At 71.0% G+C, this 22,079-nt stretch carries 24 protein-coding genes; 14 read left to right on the plus strand and 10 right to left on the minus strand.

Translation table 11 applies throughout. From position 1 onward, the window contains the following. Window positions 1-112 precede the first annotated feature (112 nt). The 4 genes from ACFQ0P_RS05345 (at window position 113) to ACFQ0P_RS05360 (ending at window position 1,617) form a co-directional block, all read left to right on the plus strand. Window positions 113-337, plus strand: a complete 225-nt coding sequence (locus ACFQ0P_RS05345; RefSeq protein WP_204981083.1) for a hypothetical protein — start codon at window positions 113-115, stop codon at window positions 335-337. Between the two features lie 96 nt (window positions 338-433). Next, a complete protein-coding gene (locus ACFQ0P_RS05350) occupies window positions 434-814 on the plus strand; it encodes an SHOCT domain-containing protein (protein ID WP_204981084.1) in 381 nt (126 codons plus the stop codon). Window positions 815-838: 24 nt separating this feature from the next. Next, window positions 839-1,258, plus strand: coding sequence for a DUF6325 family protein (locus ACFQ0P_RS05355; RefSeq protein ID WP_204981085.1), 420 nt, complete (start codon window positions 839-841; stop codon window positions 1,256-1,258). An 11-nt stretch (window positions 1,259-1,269) separates the two neighbouring features. Beyond that, complete coding sequence (locus tag ACFQ0P_RS05360; protein ID WP_378771551.1) at window positions 1,270-1,617, plus strand: SHOCT domain-containing protein; 348 nt, start codon at window positions 1,270-1,272, stop codon at window positions 1,615-1,617. Window positions 1,618-1,707: 90 nt separating this feature from the next. Here the strand turns inward: ACFQ0P_RS05360 and ACFQ0P_RS05365 are convergent, their stop codons facing one another. Genes ACFQ0P_RS05365 through ACFQ0P_RS05375 form a run of 3 tightly spaced genes read right to left on the minus strand, consistent with a single transcriptional unit; the run spans window position 1,708 to window position 4,618 of the window. Further along, window positions 1,708-2,427 (minus strand): potassium channel family protein, encoded by a 720-nt coding sequence (locus tag ACFQ0P_RS05365; protein WP_204981086.1) that lies wholly within the window; start codon window positions 2,425-2,427, stop codon window positions 1,708-1,710. A 35-nt stretch (window positions 2,428-2,462) separates the two neighbouring features. Then, window positions 2,463-3,527, minus strand: a complete 1,065-nt coding sequence (locus tag ACFQ0P_RS05370; RefSeq protein WP_204981087.1) for a DUF998 domain-containing protein — start codon at window positions 3,525-3,527, stop codon at window positions 2,463-2,465. Further along, window positions 3,524-4,618, minus strand: a complete 1,095-nt coding sequence (locus tag ACFQ0P_RS05375) for an AI-2E family transporter (protein WP_378771554.1) — start codon at window positions 4,616-4,618, stop codon at window positions 3,524-3,526. The genes ACFQ0P_RS05370 and ACFQ0P_RS05375 overlap by 4 nt, the downstream gene beginning before the upstream one ends. 91 nt (window positions 4,619-4,709) lie before the next feature. Between ACFQ0P_RS05375 and ACFQ0P_RS05380 the strand changes: the two genes are divergently transcribed. Continuing rightward, window positions 4,710-6,113, plus strand: a complete 1,404-nt coding sequence (locus ACFQ0P_RS05380) for a DUF2252 domain-containing protein (RefSeq protein ID WP_204981089.1) — start codon at window positions 4,710-4,712, stop codon at window positions 6,111-6,113. A gap of 133 nt (window positions 6,114-6,246) precedes the next feature. On the opposite strand, the gene ACFQ0P_RS05385 is transcribed toward ACFQ0P_RS05380, so the two are convergent. From ACFQ0P_RS05385 to dnaK, 5 genes are read right to left on the minus strand one after another with little or no spacing between them, the layout of a single operon-like run. Continuing rightward, window positions 6,247-6,651 (minus strand): MmcQ/YjbR family DNA-binding protein, encoded by a 405-nt coding sequence (locus tag ACFQ0P_RS05385; RefSeq protein ID WP_204981090.1) that lies wholly within the window; start codon window positions 6,649-6,651, stop codon window positions 6,247-6,249. A gap of 44 nt (window positions 6,652-6,695) precedes the next feature. Then, a complete protein-coding gene (locus ACFQ0P_RS05390; protein ID WP_204981543.1) occupies window positions 6,696-7,178 on the minus strand; it encodes a heat shock protein transcriptional repressor HspR in 483 nt (160 codons plus the stop codon). Window positions 7,179-7,193: 15 nt separating this feature from the next. Beyond that, window positions 7,194-8,192, minus strand: a complete 999-nt coding sequence (locus ACFQ0P_RS05395; RefSeq protein ID WP_204981091.1) for a DnaJ C-terminal domain-containing protein — start codon at window positions 8,190-8,192, stop codon at window positions 7,194-7,196. Between the two features lie 17 nt (window positions 8,193-8,209). Next, a complete protein-coding gene (locus ACFQ0P_RS05400) occupies window positions 8,210-8,815 on the minus strand; it encodes a nucleotide exchange factor GrpE (protein WP_204981092.1) in 606 nt (201 codons plus the stop codon). Window positions 8,816-8,817: 2 nt separating this feature from the next. Then, on the minus strand, window positions 8,818-10,683 hold the full coding sequence (gene dnaK, locus ACFQ0P_RS05405) for a molecular chaperone DnaK (RefSeq protein ID WP_204981093.1): 1,866 nt from the start codon (window positions 10,681-10,683) through the stop codon (window positions 8,818-8,820). Window positions 10,684-11,018: 335 nt separating this feature from the next. Between dnaK and ACFQ0P_RS05410 the strand changes: the two genes are divergently transcribed. Then, window positions 11,019-11,564 (plus strand): TetR/AcrR family transcriptional regulator, encoded by a 546-nt coding sequence (locus ACFQ0P_RS05410; RefSeq protein WP_204981094.1) that lies wholly within the window; start codon window positions 11,019-11,021, stop codon window positions 11,562-11,564. Window positions 11,565-11,588: 24 nt separating this feature from the next. Then, a complete protein-coding gene (locus ACFQ0P_RS05415; protein WP_204981095.1) occupies window positions 11,589-12,587 on the plus strand; it encodes an SDR family oxidoreductase in 999 nt (332 codons plus the stop codon). A gap of 49 nt (window positions 12,588-12,636) precedes the next feature. Here the strand turns inward: ACFQ0P_RS05415 and ACFQ0P_RS05420 are convergent, their stop codons facing one another. After that, window positions 12,637-13,224, minus strand: coding sequence for a hypothetical protein (locus ACFQ0P_RS05420; protein WP_204981096.1), 588 nt, complete (start codon window positions 13,222-13,224; stop codon window positions 12,637-12,639). A gap of 123 nt (window positions 13,225-13,347) precedes the next feature. On the opposite strand from ACFQ0P_RS05420, the gene ACFQ0P_RS05425 reads away from it, so the two are divergent. Beyond that, window positions 13,348-14,820, plus strand: coding sequence for an MFS transporter (locus ACFQ0P_RS05425; protein WP_204981544.1), 1,473 nt, complete (start codon window positions 13,348-13,350; stop codon window positions 14,818-14,820). A 7-nt stretch (window positions 14,821-14,827) separates the two neighbouring features. Here the strand turns inward: ACFQ0P_RS05425 and ACFQ0P_RS05430 are convergent, their stop codons facing one another. Further along, window positions 14,828-15,382: a MarR family winged helix-turn-helix transcriptional regulator gene (locus tag ACFQ0P_RS05430; RefSeq protein WP_378771562.1), complete on the minus strand. Its 555-nt coding sequence runs from the start codon at window positions 15,380-15,382 to the stop codon at window positions 14,828-14,830. 109 nt (window positions 15,383-15,491) lie between these two features. On the opposite strand from ACFQ0P_RS05430, the gene ACFQ0P_RS05435 reads away from it, so the two are divergent. The 6 genes from ACFQ0P_RS05435 (at window position 15,492) to ACFQ0P_RS05460 (ending at window position 22,035) form a co-directional block, all read left to right on the plus strand. Beyond that, window positions 15,492-16,313 (plus strand): MarR family winged helix-turn-helix transcriptional regulator, encoded by an 822-nt coding sequence (locus tag ACFQ0P_RS05435; RefSeq protein ID WP_204981097.1) that lies wholly within the window; start codon window positions 15,492-15,494, stop codon window positions 16,311-16,313. 202 nt (window positions 16,314-16,515) lie between these two features. Continuing rightward, window positions 16,516-17,217, plus strand: a complete 702-nt coding sequence (locus tag ACFQ0P_RS05440) for a sirohydrochlorin chelatase (protein WP_204981098.1) — start codon at window positions 16,516-16,518, stop codon at window positions 17,215-17,217. A 123-nt stretch (window positions 17,218-17,340) separates the two neighbouring features. Next, window positions 17,341-19,077, plus strand: a complete 1,737-nt coding sequence (locus tag ACFQ0P_RS05445) for a nitrite/sulfite reductase (RefSeq protein WP_204981099.1) — start codon at window positions 17,341-17,343, stop codon at window positions 19,075-19,077. Continuing rightward, window positions 19,074-19,817: a phosphoadenylyl-sulfate reductase gene (locus ACFQ0P_RS05450; protein WP_204981100.1), complete on the plus strand. Its 744-nt coding sequence runs from the start codon at window positions 19,074-19,076 to the stop codon at window positions 19,815-19,817. The genes ACFQ0P_RS05445 and ACFQ0P_RS05450 overlap by 4 nt, the downstream gene beginning before the upstream one ends. Then, a complete protein-coding gene (gene cysD, locus ACFQ0P_RS05455) occupies window positions 19,814-20,737 on the plus strand; it encodes a sulfate adenylyltransferase subunit CysD (RefSeq protein ID WP_204981101.1) in 924 nt (307 codons plus the stop codon). The genes ACFQ0P_RS05450 and cysD overlap by 4 nt, the downstream gene beginning before the upstream one ends. Further along, a complete protein-coding gene (locus ACFQ0P_RS05460) occupies window positions 20,737-22,035 on the plus strand; it encodes a sulfate adenylyltransferase subunit 1 (RefSeq protein ID WP_204981102.1) in 1,299 nt (432 codons plus the stop codon). Before cysD ends, ACFQ0P_RS05460 begins: the two co-directional genes overlap by 1 nt. Window positions 22,036-22,079: the final 44 nt, after the last annotated feature.

Below are 22,079 nucleotides of genomic sequence, written 5' to 3' on the forward strand. Positions count from 1 at the left end.
CTCGGGGGAATCATCCCACAGGGGTGACGTCCGCGATACGGGTCGGGCACACAATGACACGCGTGAGGACGATCCTCGGCTCCGTGCGTCCCCGACCTCGCCGGATCGCGCGATGAGCGGCCCGCAGGTGGTGGAGGTCGTCGTCCGCGGAAAGCTCGGGCCGGATCTGCTCGCCGCGCTGCGGGAGTACACGGTCGAGGCGGCCCCTGACGGCTGCACCCGGGTGGTGGGCAGCATCCCGGATCAGGCCCGTCTCATCGGACTGCTCGACATGTTCGACCAGCTCCACATCGAGGTCGTCTCCGTCAATCCCGTGCGCCCCGGGGAGGCGCTCTGATTCTCACCCCTGCGGGGTGACGTCGTCCCGGCCGGGCGCTCGTAGCTTTCGAGTGCGGCGAGCGCTTCGGCTCGCCCACGACGATTGGCAATTCACATGGATTTCTGGAGCCTGATCGCCTGGTTCTTCTGGGTGTTCGTGTTCGTGGCGTACCTCATGGTGCTGTTCTCGATCCTGGGCGACCTGTTCCGCGATCACACCCTCAACGGCTGGCTGAAGGCCGTCTGGATCATCTTCCTCATCTTCGTCCCCTTCCTCACGGCGCTGATCTATCTGATCGCGCGGGGCCGGGGCATGACCGAGCGCTCGATGGAGCAGGCGAAGGAGCTGCGCGCGCAGCAGGATGCCTACATCCGCGCGACCGCAGGAGGCGGAAGCGCCGCCGACGACATCGCCAAGGCCAAGTCGCTCCTGGACTCCGGCGCGATCTCGCAGGCCGAGTTCGACGCGCTCAAGGCGAAGGCACTCGCGGGCTGAGACCCGCAGAAGGAGAATGAAGCCATGACCACCTTCGACTACGGTCCGATCGAGTTCTACGCGATCGCCTTCGACGGCGACAAGCCGGGGCCCGGTGTGCTTCAGGCGATCGACGACCTGGTGCAGGCGGGCACGATCAACGTGCTCGACCTCGTCTATGCGACCCGATCGCCCGAGGGCGAGCTCACCGTGATGGAGCTGTCGGACACCACCGACGACGACGGCGTGCCGGCGCTCGACCTCTCGGGCCTCGCGGGCCTCGACGACATCGAGGCGCTCGCCGCCGAGGTGCCCCCGGGCTCGTCGGCCGCGATCCTCGTGGTCGAGCTGCTGTGGGCGAAGGCTTTCGCCTCGGCCCTCTACAACGCCGGCGGCGTGGTGATCGCGCGCGAGGGCATCCCGGCCCCGATCGTCAACGCGTTCCTCTCCGAGAACGTCGAGTAAGGAGTCACGACATGATGCGCAGAGTGGGCCGTCCCGGCCTCATCGGAATGGCGGCACGCACGGCCGTGGTCGCGGGCACCGCGACCGCTGTGTCGGGAAGCGTCGCCCGTCACCAGCAGAACAAGGCCAACGAGCAGTACGAGGCGCAGGCCTACGAGGCTCAGCAGCAGCAGGCGGCCATGGACGCCGCCGCGGCTCAGGCCGTCGCCAACGCGCAGGCGGCCGCCCCCGCCGCGCCCGCCGCGCCGGCAGCGGGCGACGACATGATGGCCAAGCTCCAGCAGCTGGCGAGCCTGCACACGCAGGGCATCCTGTCGGACGAGGAGTTCGCCGCCGCGAAGGCGAAGCTGCTGTCCTGACCGTCGCACCCCCCGGCCGTCACACAGCCCGGCCGTCGCACCGACAGAGGCCGCGTCCCGAGGGGGCGCGGCCTCTGTCGTCGGCGCGGGTCACTCGCGACGGTCGTCGTTGGGGCGCTGCGGCCCGAGCGCGTCGACCTTCGCCATCAGCTGCCGGATCTGGCCGCGCGTCGCGGGCTCGGCGTCGTCGCCGCCCCGGGAGGCGGCGCGCTCGACGATCCACGAGGCGAGGGTCGCCGTGATGATGCCCGCGAGCGCGACGCCGCTGAACATCACGCCGACGCCGATCAGCCGCCCGGTGCCCGTGACGGGGTAGAAGTCGCCGTAGCCCGTGGTGGTGATCGTCACGCACGCCCACCAGACCGCCTCGGCGAACGTCTCGATGTTGCCGTCGGGTGCGGCCCGCTCCACCTCGAGCGCCGCGAGCGACGAGATGTAGATGAGGAGGATGCCAGCACCCGCTCCGTAGACCATGATCTTGGTGCGCAGCTGCGTGCCCGCGGTGGGCCGCATGCTCGGGACGAGCGTGAGCGCCCGCAGCAGGAGGACGAGCCGGAAGACGGGGATCAGCGCGATCGCCAGAGTGCCGAGGTGAGTCCGGAACCAGTGAACGCGGTCCCGGGCCAGCGCCAGCCGGACGAGGTAGTCCACGATGAAGACGAGCCAGGTCGCGAAGAGCACGATGCTCGCCAGCACATATGCGGTCCCCGTCAGTGCGCCGATCACGCGCCACGAGTAGGCCACGAGATAGACCAGGGACGCCACCATGAGCAGCACCTGTGTATGACGATGCCACGTGATCTCATCCACGGTGGCATCATCCCGCAGACGCGCGGGCGCGGGCGTCAGGCGCTCCGGGCGTCCTGTTCGAGCGCGGCGGCGTTGCGGATGAACAGGATGATCCACGTGAAGACGAGGATGCCGGCGACGAGCTCGACCGCCGTGAGGGTGTAGTAGCCGACGAGGAAGAACACCGCCAGCACGAGGGTCACGCCGAGGAACAGCCAGCCGAGGAGGACGAAGGGGCGCGGCATCCCGGGAATCCACCGTGGCAGGCCGATCACGAGCACGCCGTACGCCACCACCATCCCCGAGGCGACGCCGGTGTGGAGGGCGAAGAACAGGTTCACCGGGAACACGCCCACCAGCGCCAGGAAGACCCCGACGACGACGAGGCACGTGCGCACCCGTCCGACGCCGGACGGGTTGCTCGTCGGGATGCCGCGCGTCGCGTAGCGCGCGAGGGTGGTGACGAGGAACCCCGCGACGATCAGGGTCAGGTTGAAGGCGAGCGCCGAGACGTTGGTCGTCATCCCCAGTGCGCTGAGGTTGTCCTTCCACCAGTTCGGGTCGCTCGCCGTCAGCATGCTGGCCAGCACGCCGAACACGAGGAAGACGGCGAGCACCGTCGCGAGCAGCTGCAGGTCCATGTGCGTCGCGGAGTAGAAGGCGAGGTACGCCGACACACCCGCCGTGGCGCCGGCCAGGATGAGCACCGGCAGCGCGAAGACCTCGGCGCCGATGAACGCCTGCTCGAGGATCACGGCCATGAGCGTCCACCCGAGGAGAGCGATCACGGCGTGCGCGATCGCGAGCGCGATGATGTCGAGATGGTCGAGGGGATGCAGCCGTCCCAGGGCATCGCGCTCGTGGACGAGGTAGCGTCCGCCGAGGACGGCGGCGAATGCGACCACGGCCGAGGCGATCGCCGCGAACTGCCCGATCGAGCCCGGTCCCGCGATCGGAGCGCCGGTGAAACCGAACGCGAGCAGCGCCGCGAGGGCCGCGAGCACGAACGAGCCGGCCGCGACGCCGAGCGCGAGGGTCTCGAGGGCGCGCTCGCTGCCGGCCTCCGCGATGCGGGCGAGAGCTCGCTCCCGGCGGGTGGGCGCCGCGGCGGTCTGGGTCATGGGCGTCTCCTGGCGGGCGGGGTCTCGGGCGGCGGCACCGCGGAGCGGTCACCCGACAGCCACCTCAGCCAGTGGCTGCCGGGGTCGGCCTCGAGCACGAGCGTCCGCACGAACAGGGTGAGCGGGATCGACAGGATCGCCCCGAGCGGTCCGATCACGAACGTCCAGAAGATCACCGAGAAGAAGCTCAGCGTGAGGCTCAGATCCACCGCGTCGCTGACGAACTTCGGCTGGACGAGCACCTGGAGCACGACGTTGACGACGCAGTAGATCGCGATGACGGCGAGGAGCATCGGCCAGCCGCCGACGACGAACGCGAGCACGGCCGGCGGGATCAGCCCCAGCACGAAGCCGATGTTCGGGACGAAGTTCGTCACGAACGCGAGGATCGCCCACACGAGCGGCGCGGGAATGCCGAGCCACAGCAGGGCCAGGCCGTCGATGACGGCGACGATCGCCCCGAACGTCGCGTTGACGACGTAGTAGCGGCGGACACCGGTGTTGAGGCGGCGGATGCGGCCGAGCGCCGGCCGCTTCGCCTCCCCGAACACGCGCTCGGCATCCCGGTACCTGGCGGCGTCCGCGGCCATGAAGATGATGTACGCGAACACGAAGAAGAGCGCGGTCGCCACTCCCACGATCGCTCCGCCGAGGCTCGAGGCCAGCCCGACGAGGGCCTGCGGATCGAGCACCGAGGCCGTGGCATCCGCCGCCTGCTGATCCAGCCCGACGGACCGCAGCCACGCGAGAAGGCTCTGGACACTCGCCTGCAGCTCGTCCGCGAAGTCGCCGACGAGCCGTGCGAACTGGGTGCCGGCGAGCCACAGCAGGGCACCCATCGCGACGAGCACCAGGTAGGCCAGCGCGATGACCGCGGTCGTGCCGACCCATCGCGGCCGGCCGCGGCGGTCGAACGGGCGGCGCGCCGGTTCGCAGATCACCACGAGCACGATCGCCAGCGCGAGGGGTCCGACGATCTCCCGGGCGAAGAACACGCCGGCGAGGACCACGACCGCGGCGGCGAGCGCGAGGAGCGTCCGCAGGCTCGGCGACAGCGCGGGAGCGGGCGGCGTCGACTCGGCTCGGGTCACGCGGACAGGGTATCGACGGCATGGCCCGTGCGCCCGGATTTCACCCGCGAAGTCACCCCCGCGCCGCGCGCCCCGGTGCCACACTGGGCCCATGTCACCGTCAGACGCCGGCCGTCCGCTCGCGGAGTCGTGGACCGCACCCCCGACGCTGCAGGATCATCTCGACGAGGGGCGTGCGGCGCGCGTGATCGCTCCGCGCGAGGACCTCGCCATCCTGCCGGACGGGGAGCGGGATCCGATGGCGATCCTCGACCGGCAGGACTCCACGCGCGTGCCCGAGCTCGTGCCCATCCGCGCCGAGCGCATGGCCGCGAGCGCGTTCGCGTTCTACCGCGGCACGGCCGCGCTCATGGCCGCCGACCTCGCCCGCTCTCCCGGCAGCGGACTCACCGTCGGATCCTGCGGCGACGCGCACGTGTCGAACTTCGGTCTGTTCGCCTCGCCGCAGCGCACGCTCGTGTTCGACCTCAACGACTTCGACGAGGCGGCATGGGCCCCGTGGGAGTGGGACGTCAAGCGCCTCGTCACGAGCATCGTCATCGCCGGTCAGTCGACCGATCGCGACGAGGCAGTCGTGAGGGATGCCGCGCTCGGCGCCGTGCGCACGTACGCCCGAGCCCTGCTGAACGGCGCGAAGCGCAGCCCGCTCAAGCGCTACTACGACCACTTCGACGCCGACGCCGCGGCGGACTCCCTCGACCCCGAGTCCGCCGACGCGCTCCACCAGGCTGTGAAGGACGCCGAGAAGCGCACGGCGAACCGCGCGGTCCGTAAGCTGACGACGCGCGAGGAGTCGGGCCGCCTCGTCTTCACCGAGCTGCCGCCGACGATGACGCACGTCGACCCGCGCATCGAGGAGCGCATCAACGACTACATCGCGGTGTACCAGCAGTCGGCGAACGTCGACATCCGCGTGCTGCTGCAGAAGTACCACGTGTCGGACATCGCGCGCCGGGTCGTCGGCGTGGGGAGCGTCGGCACGCGGTGCTACCTCATCGCGCTGTCCGACGGCGACGGGAACGCCCTGCTCCTCCAGGCGAAGGAGGCGGGGCAGAGCGTCCTCATCGAGTACGGCGGCGTCGAGCAGCCCGAGGCCGCCAGCCGCTACATCGCCGCGCACGGCGAGGGCGGGCGGGTCGTGGCCATGCAGCGGGTGCTCCAGGCGGTGTCCGACCCGTTCCTCGGGCACCTCACCGGGCCACCGGCGGAGGGAGGCCCGGACCGCTCCTTCTACGTGCGTCAGTTCCACGACAAGAAGGGCGGGTTCGACATGGACACGCTCGAGGACCCGGCGTTCCGGTGGTACGCGGACGCGTGCGCCTCGACGCTCGCGCGGGCGCACGGCCAGTCGCCGACCGCCTCCGTCGTCGCGGGCTACGTCGGGCGCGGCCGCGTCGTGGGCGAAGCGATCCTCGAGTGGTCGTACGCGTACGCCGACCTCTCCCGGGCCGACTGGGAGCTCTTCCGCCGCCACCGCGGCATCGACGCGGGGTGATCGAGGCCGCGTGCCTCGCGTCGAGAACCCACGATCTCGCCGAGGACGCACCCTGCCGACGTCGGGGGCGTGGTCGCTCGGCGATAACACACGATCTCGGCGTGCCCGCCCCCGGCTCGGCGCCGGGAACGGGTCAAGGCTGCGCGTCGAGCCACGCCTGCGCGACGCGTTTCGGGGCGCGCAGGAGCCACGCGTCCGTGATCACCTCGCGGAGGTGCTCCTCCTCGATCGCGTCGAGCCGCACGAGCACGGCCGGGAACCCGTCGAAGTGCGGGATCGTGAAGAAGGCGTCGGGGTAGGTCTCCAGCAGCGCGTCCTTGACGTCGAGCCCGTCGGTGCGCACGCCGATCACGACGCCGTCGGGCCATGATCGTCCGAGCTTCTCCAGCGCCGCGAGGTCGGTCGCCGCCGGACCGCGCTCCCAGGCGAAGGCACCGGCTGCGGTGCGCCAGGTCGCACCCCCGCGATGGCCGTCGATCCGTTCGATGACACCCGGGAGCGCCATCGCGCACGCGCGGACGTCGTCGAGGGTCGCCATGGGTTCATGGTGCCGGGGGGCGCGGCATCCCGCCACCCCTCTGCTCAGTGCTGGGGTGCGCTCGCCGCGGGGTCCGCGTCGGAGTCCCCGCGCTCGAGCTGGTGACGCGGACGCCACACGACGAGCTCGGTCGCGCGCCGTACGCGCGTTCCGCTGCGCAGCGTCACGACCGAACCGGTCGCGCCGGCGGCGAAGACCCGTGCGCCGGGGCGCCGCTCGAGCTCGATGCGGACGCGCTCCTCGAGGTCGCGGACGCGTCCGTGGAGTTCGCGCACGCGGTCCTCGAGCTCGAGGATCCGCGCGATCGCGGGCAAGCCGATCCCCTCGGCCGACATCCGCGCGACCTCGCGCAGCTGCGACACGTGACGCAGCGAATAGCGGCGCGAGCCGCCGGGCGTGCGGGCGGGGACGACGAGCCCGAGCCGGTCGTACTGACGGAGGGTCTGCGGGTGCATGCCCGAGAGCTCGGCGGCGACGGCGATCGCGAAGATCGGCGCGTCGTCGTCGATGTCGTGCTGCTCGCCCATCACCCTCACATCCTCTTAGCCGCGCGCCTTCGACATGAGCTCGGCGCGCGGATTCTCCTTCGGCTCGAGCTCGTGGTACCGCTCGAGCGCCTCCCGCGCGGCGTCGTCGAGGTGCGACGGCACGGCGACCTGCACCTCGGCGAGGAGGTCGCCCGTGCCCTTCGACGTCTCGACCCCGCGACCCTTCACGCGCAGCACACGACCGGACGGCGTGCCGGGGGCCACGCGCAGCTTGACGGGGTCGCCGCCGAGCGTCGGCACCTCGATCGTCGCGCCGAGCGCCGCCTCGGTGAAGGTCACCGGAACGGTCACGCGCAGGTTGAGGCCGTCGCGCGTGAACACGGGATGCGGCCGCACGGTGACCTGCACGACGATGTCGCCGGTCTCGCCGCCGTCGGGCGACGGGCGCCCGCGTCCGCGCAGCCGGATCTTCTGGCCGTCGGCGACGCCGGCGGGGATCTTCACCTTGAACGGTTTTCCGTCTTCGCCCTGCAGGGTGATCGTCTCGCCCTTGGTCGCGGTGATGAAGTCGATCGTCGTCCGCGCGGTGACGTCGGCGCCGCGCGTCGGCCCACCGAACCCGCGGTAGCCGCCGGTCGACTGGCCGAACCGGCCCGAGCCGAAGCCCCCGCCCCGCTGCTGGTTGAACATCGAGAAGATGTCGTCGAAGTCCTCGGCCTGGTAGCGCGTGCCTCCGCCGCGACCCTGGTTGAACATGCTGAAGACGTCTTCGAAGCCGCCGTTGCCGCCCTGGCCGGCGGCGGTGAAGCGCGCCCCGGAGCCCATCGCCCGGATCTGGTCGTACTCCTTGCGCTGCTCCGCGTCGGAGAGCACCGAGTACGCCTCGCTGACCTCCTTGAACTTCGCCTCCGCCTTCGGATCCCCCGCATTGGAATCCGGGTGGTAGGTGCGCGCGAGCTTGCGGTAGGTCTTCTTGAGATCGGCGTCGGTGACGTCCTTGGACACCCCGAGGACCGAGTAGAAGTCCTTGTCGAACCAGTCCTGGCTGGCCATGGATGCTCCTCCCCGGTCTACTCGGCCGGCACCGCGACGACCACCTTGGCCGGGCGGAGCTCCACCGAGCCGAGACGGTAGCCCGTCTCGACGACTTCGAGGATCGTCGGGGCCTCGACGCCCGGGGTCGGGGCCTGGAAGATCGCCTCATGCTGCTGCGGGTCGAACAGCTCACCCGCGGCACCGTACGTGGTCAGCCCCATCCGTTCGGCGACGGCGCGGACCTTCTCGGCGATCGCCGCGAACGGCGTGCCCTCCTCGAGGTCTCCGTGCTTGTCGGCACGGTCGAGGTCGTCGAGCACCGGCAGGAGGCCCTTGGCCACCGAGCCCTTGGCGCGCTCGATCTCGACCTCGCGCTGCTCCTCGGTGCGGCGGCGGTAGTTGGCGTACTCGGCCTGCAGGCGCTTGAGGTCGGTGAGCAGCTGCGACTCGAGGTCGGCGATCACGGCGTCCTCGGCCGCGGCATCCGCGTTCTGCTGCGCACCCAGGATGTCGTCGACGGTGAGCTCTTCATCACGGGGCTGGCCGTCCTGCGGGTCGGGGCCGGAGGCCTGTGCCTCCGACCCCTCCTCGCCGGGACGGACCTCGTCGCCCTGCGGCTGGTCGAAGTCCTTGTCGGTCATGGTTACTTCTTCTCGTCCTCGTCGTCGACGACCTCGGCGTCGACGACATCCTCGTCGGAGTCGCTCGGCGCCTGCTCGCCCTCGGGCTGCTCGCCGGGCGCCTCGGCCTGCTGCGAGGCCTGGTTCGACGCGTAGATCGCCTCGCCCAGCTTGCCCTGGCTCTGGTTGAGCTTCTCGAACGCGGTCTTCACCGCGTCGTCGTCCTCACCGGCGAGCGCCGTCTTGAGCGCGTCGACGTCGGCCTGAACCTCGGTCTTGACGTCCTCGGGCAGCTTGTCCTCGTTCTCCTTGATGAGCTTTTCGATCGAGTACGACAGGGTCTCGGCCTGGTTGCGCACCTCGGCGGCCTCGCGACGCTTCTTGTCGTCGGCGGCGTGCTCCTCGGCCTCGCGGACCATGCGCTCGATGTCCTCCTTGGGCAGCGACGAGCCGCCCGTGATGGTCATCGACTGCTCCTTGCCGGTGCCCTTGTCCTTCGCCGACACGTGGACGATGCCGTTCGCGTCGATGTCGAAGGTGACCTCGACCTGCGGGATGCCGCGCGGAGCCGGCGCGATGCCGGTCAGCTCGAACGTTCCCAGCGGCTTGTTGTCGCGGGTGAACTCGCGCTCGCCCTGGAACACCTGGATCGCGACCGACGGCTGGTTGTCGTCGGCGGTCGTGAAGGTCTCGGAGCGCTTGGTCGGGATCGCGGTGTTGCGCTCGATGAGCTTCGTCATGATGCCGCCCTTCGTCTCGATGCCGAGGCTGAGGGGCGTGACGTCGATGAGGAGGACGTCCTTACGCTCGCCCTTGAGGACGCCGGCCTGCAGGGCGGCGCCGACGGCGACGACCTCGTCGGGGTTCACGCCCTTGTTGGGCTCCTTGCCTGCCTCGCGCTGCACGAGGTCGCTCACGGCGGGCATGCGGGTCGAGCCGCCGACGAGCACGACGTGGTCGATGTCGGCGACCTTGATGCCGGCCTCGCGGATGACATCCTCGAACGGCTTCTTCGTGCGGTCGAGGAGGTCCTTGGTGAGGTCCTCGAACTTGGCGCGCGTGATCGTCTCGGAGAGCGAGACGGGACCCGAGTCGGTGAGCGACAGGTACGGGAGGTTCACCGACGTGCTGGTCGACGAGGAGAGCTCCTTCTTCGCCTGCTCAGCGGCCTCCTTGAGGCGCTGCAGCGCGATCTTGTCGCCCGAGACGTCGACGCCCGTGGTGTCCTTGAACTGCTTGATGAAGTAGTCGACGAGGCGCTGGTCCCAGTCGTCGCCGCCGAGGCGGTTATCGCCGGCGGTCGCGCGCACCTGGATGGTGGAGAAGTCGTCGTCCTTGCCCACCTCGAGCAGCGAGACGTCGAAGGTTCCGCCACCGAGGTCGAAGACGAGGATCAGCTCGTCCTCCTTGCCCTTGTCGAGGCCGTAGGCGAGGGCGGCCGCGGTGGGCTCGTTGATGATGCGGAGCACGTTGAGGCCCGCGATCTCACCGGCCTCCTTCGTGGCCTGACGCTCGGCGTCGTTGAAGTAGGCGGGGACCGTGATGACGGCATCCGTCACCGTGTCGCCGAGGTACTGCTCGGCGTCGCGCTTGAGCTTCTGGAGGATGCGCGCCGAGATCTCCTGCGGCGTCCACTTCTTGCCGTCGACCTCGAAGGTCCAGTCGGTGCCGATGTGGCGCTTGACCGACGAGACGGTGCGATCGACGTTGGTGACGGCCTGGCGCTTCGCGGTCTCGCCGACGAGCACCTCGCCGTCCTTCGTGAAGGCGACGACCGAGGGTGTGGTGCGGAAGCCCTCGGCGTTGGCGATGACCTTGGGCTCGCCGCCCTCGAGGACGCTCACGACCGAGTTGGTCGTACCGAGGTCGATTCCGACAGCACGTGCCATGTGTATCTCTCTTTCGTTCGGCCGGAGACGGATGCCTCGGCCCGTGGTTGATGGAAAGTCAAGGCGCGGCCTGTGCTCGGCGTGAGTTGAGCCGCGATGACTCAACGTTACTCCGGCGGTCTGGAGGTGTCAAATGAACTTGATATGAGGTGACTCAAGTTTGGGTGACGTGGCGCAGGGGCAGGCTCTGGATCTCGAGGGCTCCCGGTTTTCGCATGTGAGCTCTTGTTCACACCGGCCCATGTGAGGCGGGGCTCACACAGGGACATGTGAGTTCGGGCACACAGATGCAGCGTGAACTTGACTGACCACTCTAGAGCGCTTACTCTAGCAACGTGAAGTACTCCCGCGACGACATCCTCGACTCGGCGGTCGACCTCATCGACCGCGAGGGAATCGGCGTCTCGACCGCCCGTGTCGCGGCGCACGCGGGCGTCTCCAACGGCACTCTCTTCCACTACTTCCCTACGAAGCAGGACTTCATCGACGCCCTCTACCTTCGGGTGAAGCGCAGCCTCGCGGACGCGATCGGGGAGACCGACGTGACCGACCCGCCGAAGGATCGCGCGCACCAGGTCTGGGACCGCTGGGTCGCGTGGGCGCTCTCCGCACCCGCCCGACACCGGGTCGTCCTGCTCCTCAAGGGCGGAGGCGTCGTGCGCCCCGAGGCGGTGAGCGAGGCCGCCGCGCTCTTCAGCGGCGTGACCGACGTGCTGGATGCCGCGGCGAAGGACGGCACTCTCGTCCCCATGCCCCTTCCCTACCTCGCCGCAGTCGTCGAGGCGCAGGTCGACGTGGCGGTGACGGCGCAACTCGACGGCGCCGCCCGCGACACGGCATTCGAGATGGCGTGGGCGTCCATCAGCTCGCGCCTGCCCTGATCACCCCCTGTCCAAAGGAGACCCATGACCGCCTCATCCACCGTCCTCGTGACGGGCGCGTCCGGATTCATCGCCAAGCACATTGTGCGGGAGCTGCTCGAGTCCGGCTACGGCGTGCGCGCCGCGGTGCGCTCCGCCACGCGTCGTGCGCAAGTCGAAGCTCTCTTCCCGGATGCAGGCATCGAGTTCGTGAGTCTGGATCTGACCTCGGACGAGGGCTGGGATGCCGCGCTGCGGGGCGTGGACGCCCTCATGCACACCGCCTCGCCCTTCCCGACCGCGCCTCCGAAGGATCCGCAGGACCTGATCCGCCCCGCGGTCGACGGCACGCACCGCGCGCTGCGAGCTGCCGAGTCGGCGGGCGTGACCCGGATCGTCCTCACGTCGACCTGCGGTGCGATCTACAAGCCCGCGGACCAGCAGTGGGAGCGGGTGAAGACGCGGGCGGACTGGACCGACCCCGAGGGCCCGAGGACGACGCCGTACGAAGCATCCAAGACCCTCGCCGAACAGGCCGCGTGGCGGTTCGCGGCCGACCACCCCGAGATCCGTCTCACGACGATCAACCCGGGCATGGTCTTCGGGCCGGCGCTGGATGAGCACTACGGATCGTCGCTGGACCTCGTCGAACAGATCCTGGCGGGGCGGATGCCGTTCTACCCGAACGTGCAGATGCCGGCGGTCGACGTGCGCGACGTCGCGCGCATGCATGTGCGGGCGCTCGCCGACGAGGGCTCCGTCGGCCAGCGGTTCCCCGCGAACGCCGGCGCCATGACGATCCCCGAGATCGCGGACGTCCTGCGTCGCGCCTTCCCGGACGCCCGGATCCACGGCCGCGTCGCGCCGGACTGGCTCGTCCGCGCCCTGGCGACGGTGGTCCCGCTGCTGCGGACCGCAGCAACCGGCCTGGGCCACAACGCGGACGTCGTCGGCACGGACGCGCCGCGCCAGTTCGGATTCGAGTACATCCCGACCTCCGACGCGGTGCTCGCGTCCGCGGAGTTCATCCGATCCCGCCGCTGACCCGCCAGGGTCACCCGCAAGCGGCCCGAGATGGCACTCGGGCGTCGCGTCAGTGTCCGCCCACCGAGTGAGCGAGCGTCTGGAGCCCGACGACGACGAGGCCGAGCACCAGGAGAATGCCGAGCGCGACCAGCTGCTTCCACCACACGAGCCTCGACCCGCGCACGGCGAGCAGGCCGATGACGACGAGCGTCGCGATGTAGACGATGGTGGCGGCCAGCAGCGCCGACTCGCTGGACCAGACGCCGATCCAGGCGAGGGCGATCAGCGCGAGCGGAACCACCGCGGTCCCGAGCGCTCCGCCCGCGACCCGCAGCAGTACCAGCCAGCCCGTCGCATCGGGGAAGTCCCGGTGCACGGCCAGGTGGGAGATGACCTCGGCGACGAATCCCGCGACGGTGATGCCGAGCACCCCCAGCGCGAGCACCCAGAACGAACGCGCGGGCTCGGGATGCTCGGAATTGGCGAGCACGAGCACCAGGGCGAGGCCCGTGAACGTGGCGTACACGCGTTCCTTGAAGTACTGCACGAACGCGCTCTCGCCGCCGGTGAGCTCGGCGAGCTCCTGCCGCGCGCGGTCGCTCCCACGACGGCGTCGCCTCGTCGAGGGGACCCCGCTCTGCTGGTCGTCGGACATCCCGGCCTCCTCATCGTGAGCCTAGCGACGGGGCTCCCTCACGCGCAGCCCGCGGGCGCGGCATCCCTCCCCTCCCCGCGTCGATGCACCGCAAGTTCACCGAAGGGCCGTACGGTGACCACCATGGGACCCGATCCTTCCCCCGACGAGCCGATCTTCCGCACCCCCGCGCCGCCCGCGGCGGCGAACACCGGGGCGATCCGGCCGTTCGCCGACGTCTTCCAGGAGGCGGGTTCCGAGGAGCCGATCCCCCGCAAGCGCGTGTTCTCGTGGGCCCTGTGGGACTGGGCCACGCAGCCCTTCAACTCCGTGCTCCTCACATTCGTATGGGTGCCGAGCTTCCTCGTCTCGCCGTTCTTCCTCGACCCCGCCATCGCCGCCTCCGGCATCGTCGACGGCGAGGAGATCGACTGCGACACCACCGCGAACGCCCTGACCGAGTTCTGCCGCGCACTGGGCGGACTCGACGCGAACCTGGGCTGGGGCATCATGGTCGCCGGCATCCTGATCGCCCTGCTCGCACCCGTGCTCGGTCAGCGCGCCGACGCGACGGGGCGCCGCAAGCTGATGCTCGGGATCTTCACCGGGCTGCTGATCCTCGCGCAGCTGGCGATGGCCTTCGTCCCCGGCACGCCCTCCCTGTTCTGGTTCGGCGTGGCGATGATCGCCTTCGGCAGCGTCGTGGGCGAGATCGCGGGCGCCAACTACAACGCCCTCCTGGTGTCGGTCTCGACGCCGAAGACCGTCGGCCGCGTCTCCGGACTCGGATGGGGATTCGGCTACATCGGCGGCATCGTCGCTCTGGTGATCGTGGTCGGGCTGATCCTCGGCGGAGTCCTCGACGGCACGCAGTCGATCACCTTCCAGCTGATCGCCGCCGGGGCGACGGTGTGGACGATCCTGTTCTCCATCCCGATCTTCCGGAATGTGCCCGAACCTCCCCCCGCGCCCGACGCCAAGCGGGTCGGCTTCTTCGCCGGGTACGTCGAGCTCTTCCGCTCCATCGGGCGCCTGTGGCGCGGCCACCGGCCGACGCTGTGGTTCCTCCTCGCCTCGGCCGTGTATCGCGACGGTCTCGCCGCGGTGTTCACGTTCGGCACCGTGATCGCCGCGCGCGTCTTCGGCTTCGGGTTCACCGATCTCGTCATCTTCGGCGTCGCGCTCAACCTGGTCGCGGGCATCTCGACGATCATCGCCGGGCGCCTCGACGACCGCTTCGGACCCAAGACCGTGATCCTGGTCGCGATCGGCGGGATCATCGCGTGCTGCCTCGCCGTCTTCATCGGCGCAGGCGCTGGAAAGGGCCTGTTCTGGGCTGTGGGCATCGTCCTCGCGGCGCTCGTCGGTCCCGCCCAGGCGGCGTCCCGCTCGTTCCTGGCCCGCGTGACCCCGGTGGGGCAGGAGGGCGAGATCTTCGGCCTCTACGCCACGACGGGAAGAGCCGCGAGCTGGATGGCGCCGCTGCTGTGGGGAGCGTTCATCGCGATCGCGGGCAACCAGACCCTGTACGGGATCCTCGGCATCGCGCTCATCCTCACGATCGGCTTCGTGCTGCTGCTGTTCGTGAAGTCGCCGCCCCGGCGCCCGCAGGCCTGAACCCCGGTCAGGCTCCGGGCCACGCCTCGGCGAGCTTCGTCAGGAGCCGCGCGAGGTCGGCCTTCTCGGACTCGCTGAATCCGGCGAGCGCCGTGTCGATCGCCTCGCGCCGCTCTCCGCGGAAGCCGCGCACGAGGGCGGCCCCGGCATCCGTCAGCGCCACGCGCGTGCGGCGGGCGTCCTCGGGGTCGGCCTCGCGCCGGACGAGGTCCATCTGAACGGACTGCTGCACGAGGCGCGACGCGCGAGGCTGGTCGACCCCGACCGCCTCGGCGATCTCGCCGACGGTGAGCGGGTGGGATGCCGCGGCCAGCGCCTCGAGCAGCCGCATGCGCGCCGGGCCTCCGAAACGCGCCGGTCCGCCCCACGGCCCCGGGCGTCCGGCGTGACCGCCGCCCCAGGGAGGGCCGCCGTGGCCGTGCGGTCCGCCGCGCCAGCCCTGCGGACCGTGGGAGTGGGGGGCGTCACCGCCGTCCCACGGGGGCCTCGGCATCCGTCTCCCGCGAAGCCGGGACAATGCGGCGGCGATGGCGTCGGCGGGATCGGTGGAGTTCTCGCGCATGCATCCAAGGTACATGCCACTTGACATGCATCTGGAATGCATGTCACACTGCATATACATGCACTCCGACATGTAATCGCGATCGATCGATCGCCGGAAAGGATTTCTCATGGACGACTTCGAAGAACACAGCTCCCCCGACCCCGCGAGCGCACGACGCCCGCTCGGGTATTGGCTCCGCCTGGTCGACAGGCTCATCTCGCGCGAGTTCGCCGCCGCTTTCGAAGGCGAGGACGCCACTCGCCGCGACTGGATGCTGCTGAACGCGCTCTCCGGCGCGGTCGACGCCCCCGGGCTCAGCGAGCGCCTCGCCCGCAAGGGCGGCAAGCACCTGCGACGCCTCGCGTCCCTCGGCTGGGCCGAGGAACGCGGTGACGGCACGTGGGTGCTCACCGACGCCGGCCGCGAGGCCCGCGAGCGCCTCGGCGAGGCGGTGGGCGGCATCCGCTCCCGGGTCGCCGACGCGGTCTCGCCCGACGACTACGCCACGACGGTCGCCTCGCTCGAGGCCATCGCCCGCGAACTCGGCTGGGACGAGACGCAGCCCTTCCCGCGCGGCTCCGGGCGCGGCCGCTTCGGCGGCTTCGGTCCGGGACGCTTCGGCGGTCCGGGACGGTTCGGGGGGCCGGGGGCCTTCGGCGGGCCGGGGCCCTTCCACCCGGGCTGGGGCCCGAACCTGCACCACGGCTTCGACCCCCGCGCGGGGCGGCACGCGGCCTGGAGCGAGGACGGATGCCACGGCCGCGGACACGACCACCCGCACGAGCGCGGCCAAGGCCGGCGCGGCCGCGGGCACGGGTTCGACGGCGGGCACGGACACGGGATCGACGGCGGGCGCAAGGCCGAGGAGGCGTACGAGCGCGGCTTCGCCGCCGGGTTCGCCGCGCAGTCCGGCTCCCGATCCGGGCAGCCCGCGCCCGACGCCGCCTGAGCCGGTCGAACGCGCTGGTCCGGGACGAGGCCGGCTGATCCGGTCGAACGCGCGGGAGATTTCGGGGTTGCCGAGCCGCGAACAGGGGCCGGCCGTCCGTTTCTCCCGCGCGTTTGACGCCGCGGCCCGCCAAGCCGACCTGGACGGGGGTCTCGGCCGAGGGAAGCAGAGGAGAAACGTCGTCCCGGCCAGAATGGAGGGGATGTCGACACCCGCGCTGCTCGCGATCTCTCACGGCACGGCCTCCCCCGAAGGACAGGCCGCCGTCGAGGCGCTGGTCGGCGCCGTCACGGAGCGGCTGCCCGAGGTCACGGTGCGGCTCGGCCACGTGGACGTGCAGCAGCCGGATGTCGCGGCCTCCCTCGACGCCCTCCCTTCCGGGCAGCCCGTGGTGATCGTGCCGCTGCTGCTGTCGGCCGGCTACCACGTGCGCGTCGACCTGAAGGAGCAGACCGCGGGGCGCGAACACGTCGCGATCGCTCCGGCCCTCGGCCCCGATCCGCGGCTGGTCGACGCGCTCGTGGCACGCCTGGCGCCCCTCGACATCGGCGGCGAGGACGCAGTGGTGCTGGCGGTCGCCGGATCGAGCGACGACCGCGCCAACGAGGACTGCCGTCGCATCGGGGTGATGCTCGGCGAGAGGCTCGGGCGCGAGGTCGCCGTCGGCTTCCTCGCGGCGGCCGACCCGCGCGTCGGGCCGGCCGTCGCCGACGCCCGCACGCGCGCCGGACGGGTCGTCGTGGCGAACTACCTCCTCGCTCCGGGGTACTTCCACGACCTCGCCGTGCGCCTCGCCGGCGATGCCCCGGTCGCCCGGCCGCTGCTCGACGACGACCCGCCGGCGGTCTCACTCGTGGACATCGTGATCGATCGCTACCGCTCGGCCCTGCCGCAACCTCTGTGACGCACCGTTACGCACGGTGACGCACGTTGACACGCGGATAGGCCGGGTGCGCGGACGCCTCCTACTCTCGCGGAAGGCTCCCTCGAGCCACCCGGGGACGCCCGGGACACCCCGGAGGCCACCGTGACCATCAACGACACCGACCCGCGCCAGGCGCCGCCGCACGCGGCCCGCGCCGCCGCGCGCCCGCCCCGGCCGTCGTCCAAGCCCAACGGGCAGTGGAAGATCGACGGCACGACCCCGCTCAACGGCAACGAGGAGTGGAAGCAGCAGGACGGCGGCCTCGCCGTGCGCGAGCGCATCGAGAACGTCTACGCCGCCGGAGGGTTCGACTCGATCGACCCGACGGACCTGCACGGCCGGTTCCGATGGTGGGGGCTGTACACGCAGCGCAAGCCCGGGATCGACGGCGGCCGCACCGCGACGCTCGAGCCGCACGAGCTCGAGGACCGCTACTTCATGCTGCGCGTCCGCATCGACGGCGGCCAGCTCAGCACCGAGCAGCTCCGCGTGATCGCGGGCATCTCGACGGAGTTCGGCCGCGACACCGCCGACCTCACCGACCGGCAGAACATCCAGCTGCACTGGATCGAGGTCGAGGCGATGCCCGAGATCTGGCGGCGACTGGAGGCGGTCGGCCTCGGCACGACGGAGGCGTGCGGCGACGTTCCGCGCGTCGTCCTGGGCTCGCCCGTCGCGGGGATCGCGGCCGACGAGCTGATCGACCCCACGCCGCAGATCGACGAGATCACGACGCGCTTCATCGGCGACGAGTCGCTCGCGAACCTCCCCCGCAAGTTCAAGTCCGCGATCACCGGGCATCCGAGCCAGGACGTCGTGCACGAGATCAACGACGTCGCGTTCGTCGCCGTCGAGCATCCCGAGCTCGGCGTCGGGTACGACCTGTGGGTCGGCGGCGGCCTGTCGACCGCTCCGCGTCTCGCCGAGCGCCTGGGCACGTTCGTCCGCCCGGAGCAGGTGGCGGATGCCTGGCACGGCGTCGCGCAGATCTTCCGCGACTACGGCTACCGCCGGCTCCGCAACAAGGCGCGTCTGAAGTTCCTGCTCGCCGAGTGGGGCGCGGAGAAGTTCCGGCAGGTGCTGCAGGACGAGTACCTCGGCTACGCGCTGCCGGACGGGCCCGCCGCACCCAAGCCGCTCACCCAGGGCGATCACGTCGGCGTCCACCGGCAGAAGGACGGCCGCTTCTACATCGGTGTGACGCCGATCGTCGGCCGCGTGTCCGGCGCGGGCCTCGCGAAGCTCGCCGACCTCATCGAGGCTCACGGATCGACCAGGCTGCGCACGACACCCCACCAGAAGGTCGTGATCCTCGACATCCCCGAGGACCGCGTCGAGTCGCTCATCGCCGGGCTCGACCAGCTCGGCCTGTCGGCACGGCCCAGCCTCATCCGCCGCGGAACGATCGCGTGCACCGGGATCGAGTTCTGCAAGCTCGCGATCGTCGAGACCAAGGCCTACGCGACGGCGGCCGTGCTCGACCTGGAGGAGCGTCTCGCGCAGTTCGAGCTGCCGCATCCGATCTCCCTTCACGTCAACGGATGCCCCAACTCGTGCGCGCGGATCCAGACCGCCGACATCGGCCTGAAGGGCCAGCTCGTGACGATCGACGGCGAGCAGGTGCCGGGCTACCAGGTGCACCTCGGGGGCGGGCTGGCCAGCGCCGATCGCGAGAACCCGGGACTGGGCCGCACCGTCCGGGGCCTCAAGGTCGCCGCCGACGGCATCGCCGACTACGCCGAGCGCGTCCTGACGCGGTTCCTGGAGGAGAGGGATGCCGCGGCCGACGAGACGTTCGCCCAGTGGGCGCACCGCGCCGACGAGGAGAGCCTCCAATGACCGTCGCCCTCGCCCCGAGGATCACCGCGAAGCGCCCGGCCGACGAGCTGCGCGCCCTCGCCGAGCGCGGCAACACCGAGCTCGGAAGCCTCACCGAGCACGAGGCATCCGCCGCCGACGTCGTCGCATGGGTGGCGCGCAACTTCTCGATGGCGTCCGCCGCGGTCGCGTGCTCGATGGCCGACGCCGCCCTGCCCCACCTCGTCGCCGAGCAGCTGCCCGGCGTGGACGTGCTGTTCCTCGACACCGGCTACCACTTCACCGAGACCTACGCCACGCGCGACGAGGTGCAGCGGGCGCTGGACGTGCGCATCGTCGACGTGCGACCCGGTCAGACCGTGGCGGAGCAGGACGCCGAGTTCGGCGCTCGGCTGTTCGAGCGCGACCCGGCGCTGTGCTGTGCGCGGCGCAAGGTCACGCCGCTGCAGGACGCGCTCGCGGGATACGAGGTGTGGTTCACCGGCGTCCGCCGCGACGAGGCTCCGACGCGCACGAACACCCCTCTCGTGACGTGGGACGAGCGCAACGGCCTCGTCAAGGTCAATCCGGTCGCGGCGTGGAGCTTCGACGACGTGCTCGCCCATGCCGCCGCGCACCGCGTTCCCGTGAACCTCCTCGTCGGCTTCGGCTACCCGTCGATCGGGTGCGAGCCGTGCACGAAGCCCGTCGCCGCGGGTGAGGACCCCCGATCCGGTCGCTGGGCCGGATCCTCGAAGACCGAATGCGGGCTCCACGTATGACCGACACCATCGCGCCCCCACGGGCCACCGCCCTCTCGACGCTGGACCTGCTCGAGGCCGAGGCGATCCACATCATCCGCGAGGTGGTCGCCGAGTTCGAGCGGCCCGTGCTGCTGTTCTCGGGCGGCAAGGACTCGGTCGTCGTGCTCCACCTCGCCACGAAGGCCTTCGCGCCGGGCAGAGTGCCGTTCCCCGTGCTGCACGTGGACACCGGCCACAACTTCCCCGAGGTGCTCGCCTTCCGCGACGAGACGGTCCGGCGGCTCGGCATCCGCCTCGAGGTCGCCAGAGTGCAGGACTACATCGACGACGGCCGCCTGGCCGAGCGTGCCGACGGCACCCGGAATCCGCTGCAGACGCTCCCCCTCCTCGACGCGATCGCCGCGGGCCGCCACGACGCGGTGTTCGGCGGCGCCCGCCGCGACGAGGACAAGGCGCGCGCCAAGGAGCGCATCATCTCGCTGCGCGACGAGTTCGGGCAGTGGGATCCGCGCAACCAGCGTCCCGAGCTGTGGAGCCTGTACAACGGGCGGCACGCGCCGGGGCAGCACGTGCGCGCCTTCCCCATCTCCAACTGGACCGAGCTGGACGTCTGGCGGTACATCGAGCGCGAGGGCATCCCCCTCCCATCGCTGTACTTCGCACATGACCGCGAGGTGTATGCCCGCGACGGCATGTGGCGTCCCGTCGGCGAGTTCTCGCCGCCCCGCGCGGACGAGGCCGTCGAGGTGCGACGCGTGCGCTACCGCACGGTGGGCGACATGAGCTGCACGGGAGCGGTGGAATCGGATGCCGCGGACCTCGCGGCGATCGTCGCCGAGGTCGCCGTGTCCACGCTCACCGAGCGCGGCGCGACGCGGGCCGACGACCGGCTCAGCGAAGCCGCCATGGAGGACCGCAAGAAGGACGGGTACTTCTGATGGAGCAGACGCTGTTCCGGTTCGCGACGGCGGGATCGGTCGACGACGGCAAGTCGACCCTCGTCGGACGCCTGCTGCACGACTCGAAGGCCATCCTCGCCGACCAGCTCGAGCAGGTGCAGCGCACCTCCGCCGAGCGGGGGTTCGCACACGGGGAGTTCGACTTCGCCCTCCTGACCGACGGCCTGCGTGCCGAGCGGGAGCAGGGCATCACGATCGACGTCGCCTACCGCTACTTCGCGACCGGATCGCGGTCGTTCGTCCTCGCCGACTGCCCCGGCCACGTGCAGTACACGCGGAACATGGTGACCGGTGCCACCACCGCCGACGCGGTCGTCGTTCTCGTCGACGGCCGCAAGGGCGTGCTCGAGCAGACGCGCCGGCACCTCGCGGTCGTCGCGCTCCTGCGCGTTCCGCACGTCATCGTCGCGGTCAACAAGATCGACCTCGTCGGGTTCTCGGCCGAGGCGTTCACCGCGGTCGCGGATCAGGCGGCGGCGGTCGCGGCCGAGCTCGGCATCCGGGATCTCCACGTGATCCCCGTGTCGGCGCTCGAAGGCGACAACGTCGTCGAGCTGTCCGAGCGGACCCCGTGGTACGACGGACCCCCGCTGCTGGAGCTGCTCGAGACCCTCCCCGGCGCGGACGCCCTCGACGCCGCCGCAGAGCCGCTGCGCCTGCCCGTCCAGCTCGTGCTGCGCCCGCAGGGCGGACTGTCACCCGAGCTGGCGGCCGACCCGGACGAGGTCGAGCGGCTGCGGGACTATCGCGCCGTCGCGGGACGCATCTCGTCGGGCACGGTGCGTGTGGGCGACCGGGTGGAGATCTTCCCCTCCGGCATCGCGACGACCGTGCGCGGCATTCACTCGGCGGGCACGCCCGTCGACGAGGCCGTGGCACCGCAGTCCGTGTCGCTCGAGTTCGCGGACGACGTCGACACCGCCCGCGGCGCGCTCGTCGTCTCGGCGGGAAGCCTCCCGGCTCCGCGGCGTGAGATCGAGGCGGAGCTCTTCCACCTCGACACGCGTCCGCTCACCCCGGGGGGACGCGTGCTCGTCAAGCACGGCACCGCGACCGTCCAGGCGATCGTCGCGCAGGTCGAGTCGCGCTACGACCTGGACACCCTCACGCACGGACCCGCGCAGACCCTCGAAACGAACGACATCGGCCGCGTGCGGCTCCGTCTCGCGTCGGACCTCCCGATCGAGCCGTACGACCAGAGCCGCGAGGGCGGCTCGTTCCTCGTCATCCACCCGCAGGGCGGCGCCACCCTCGCCGCCGGCATCGCGCGCGTCTGACGCGCGCTGCTCCACCCCACCGATACCGCCGAACGAAGGAGGCG

Source organism: Microbacterium insulae, assembly GCF_042677065.1.
In the GTDB taxonomy this organism is placed as follows: Bacteria; Actinomycetota; Actinomycetes; order Actinomycetales; family Microbacteriaceae; genus Microbacterium; species Microbacterium insulae.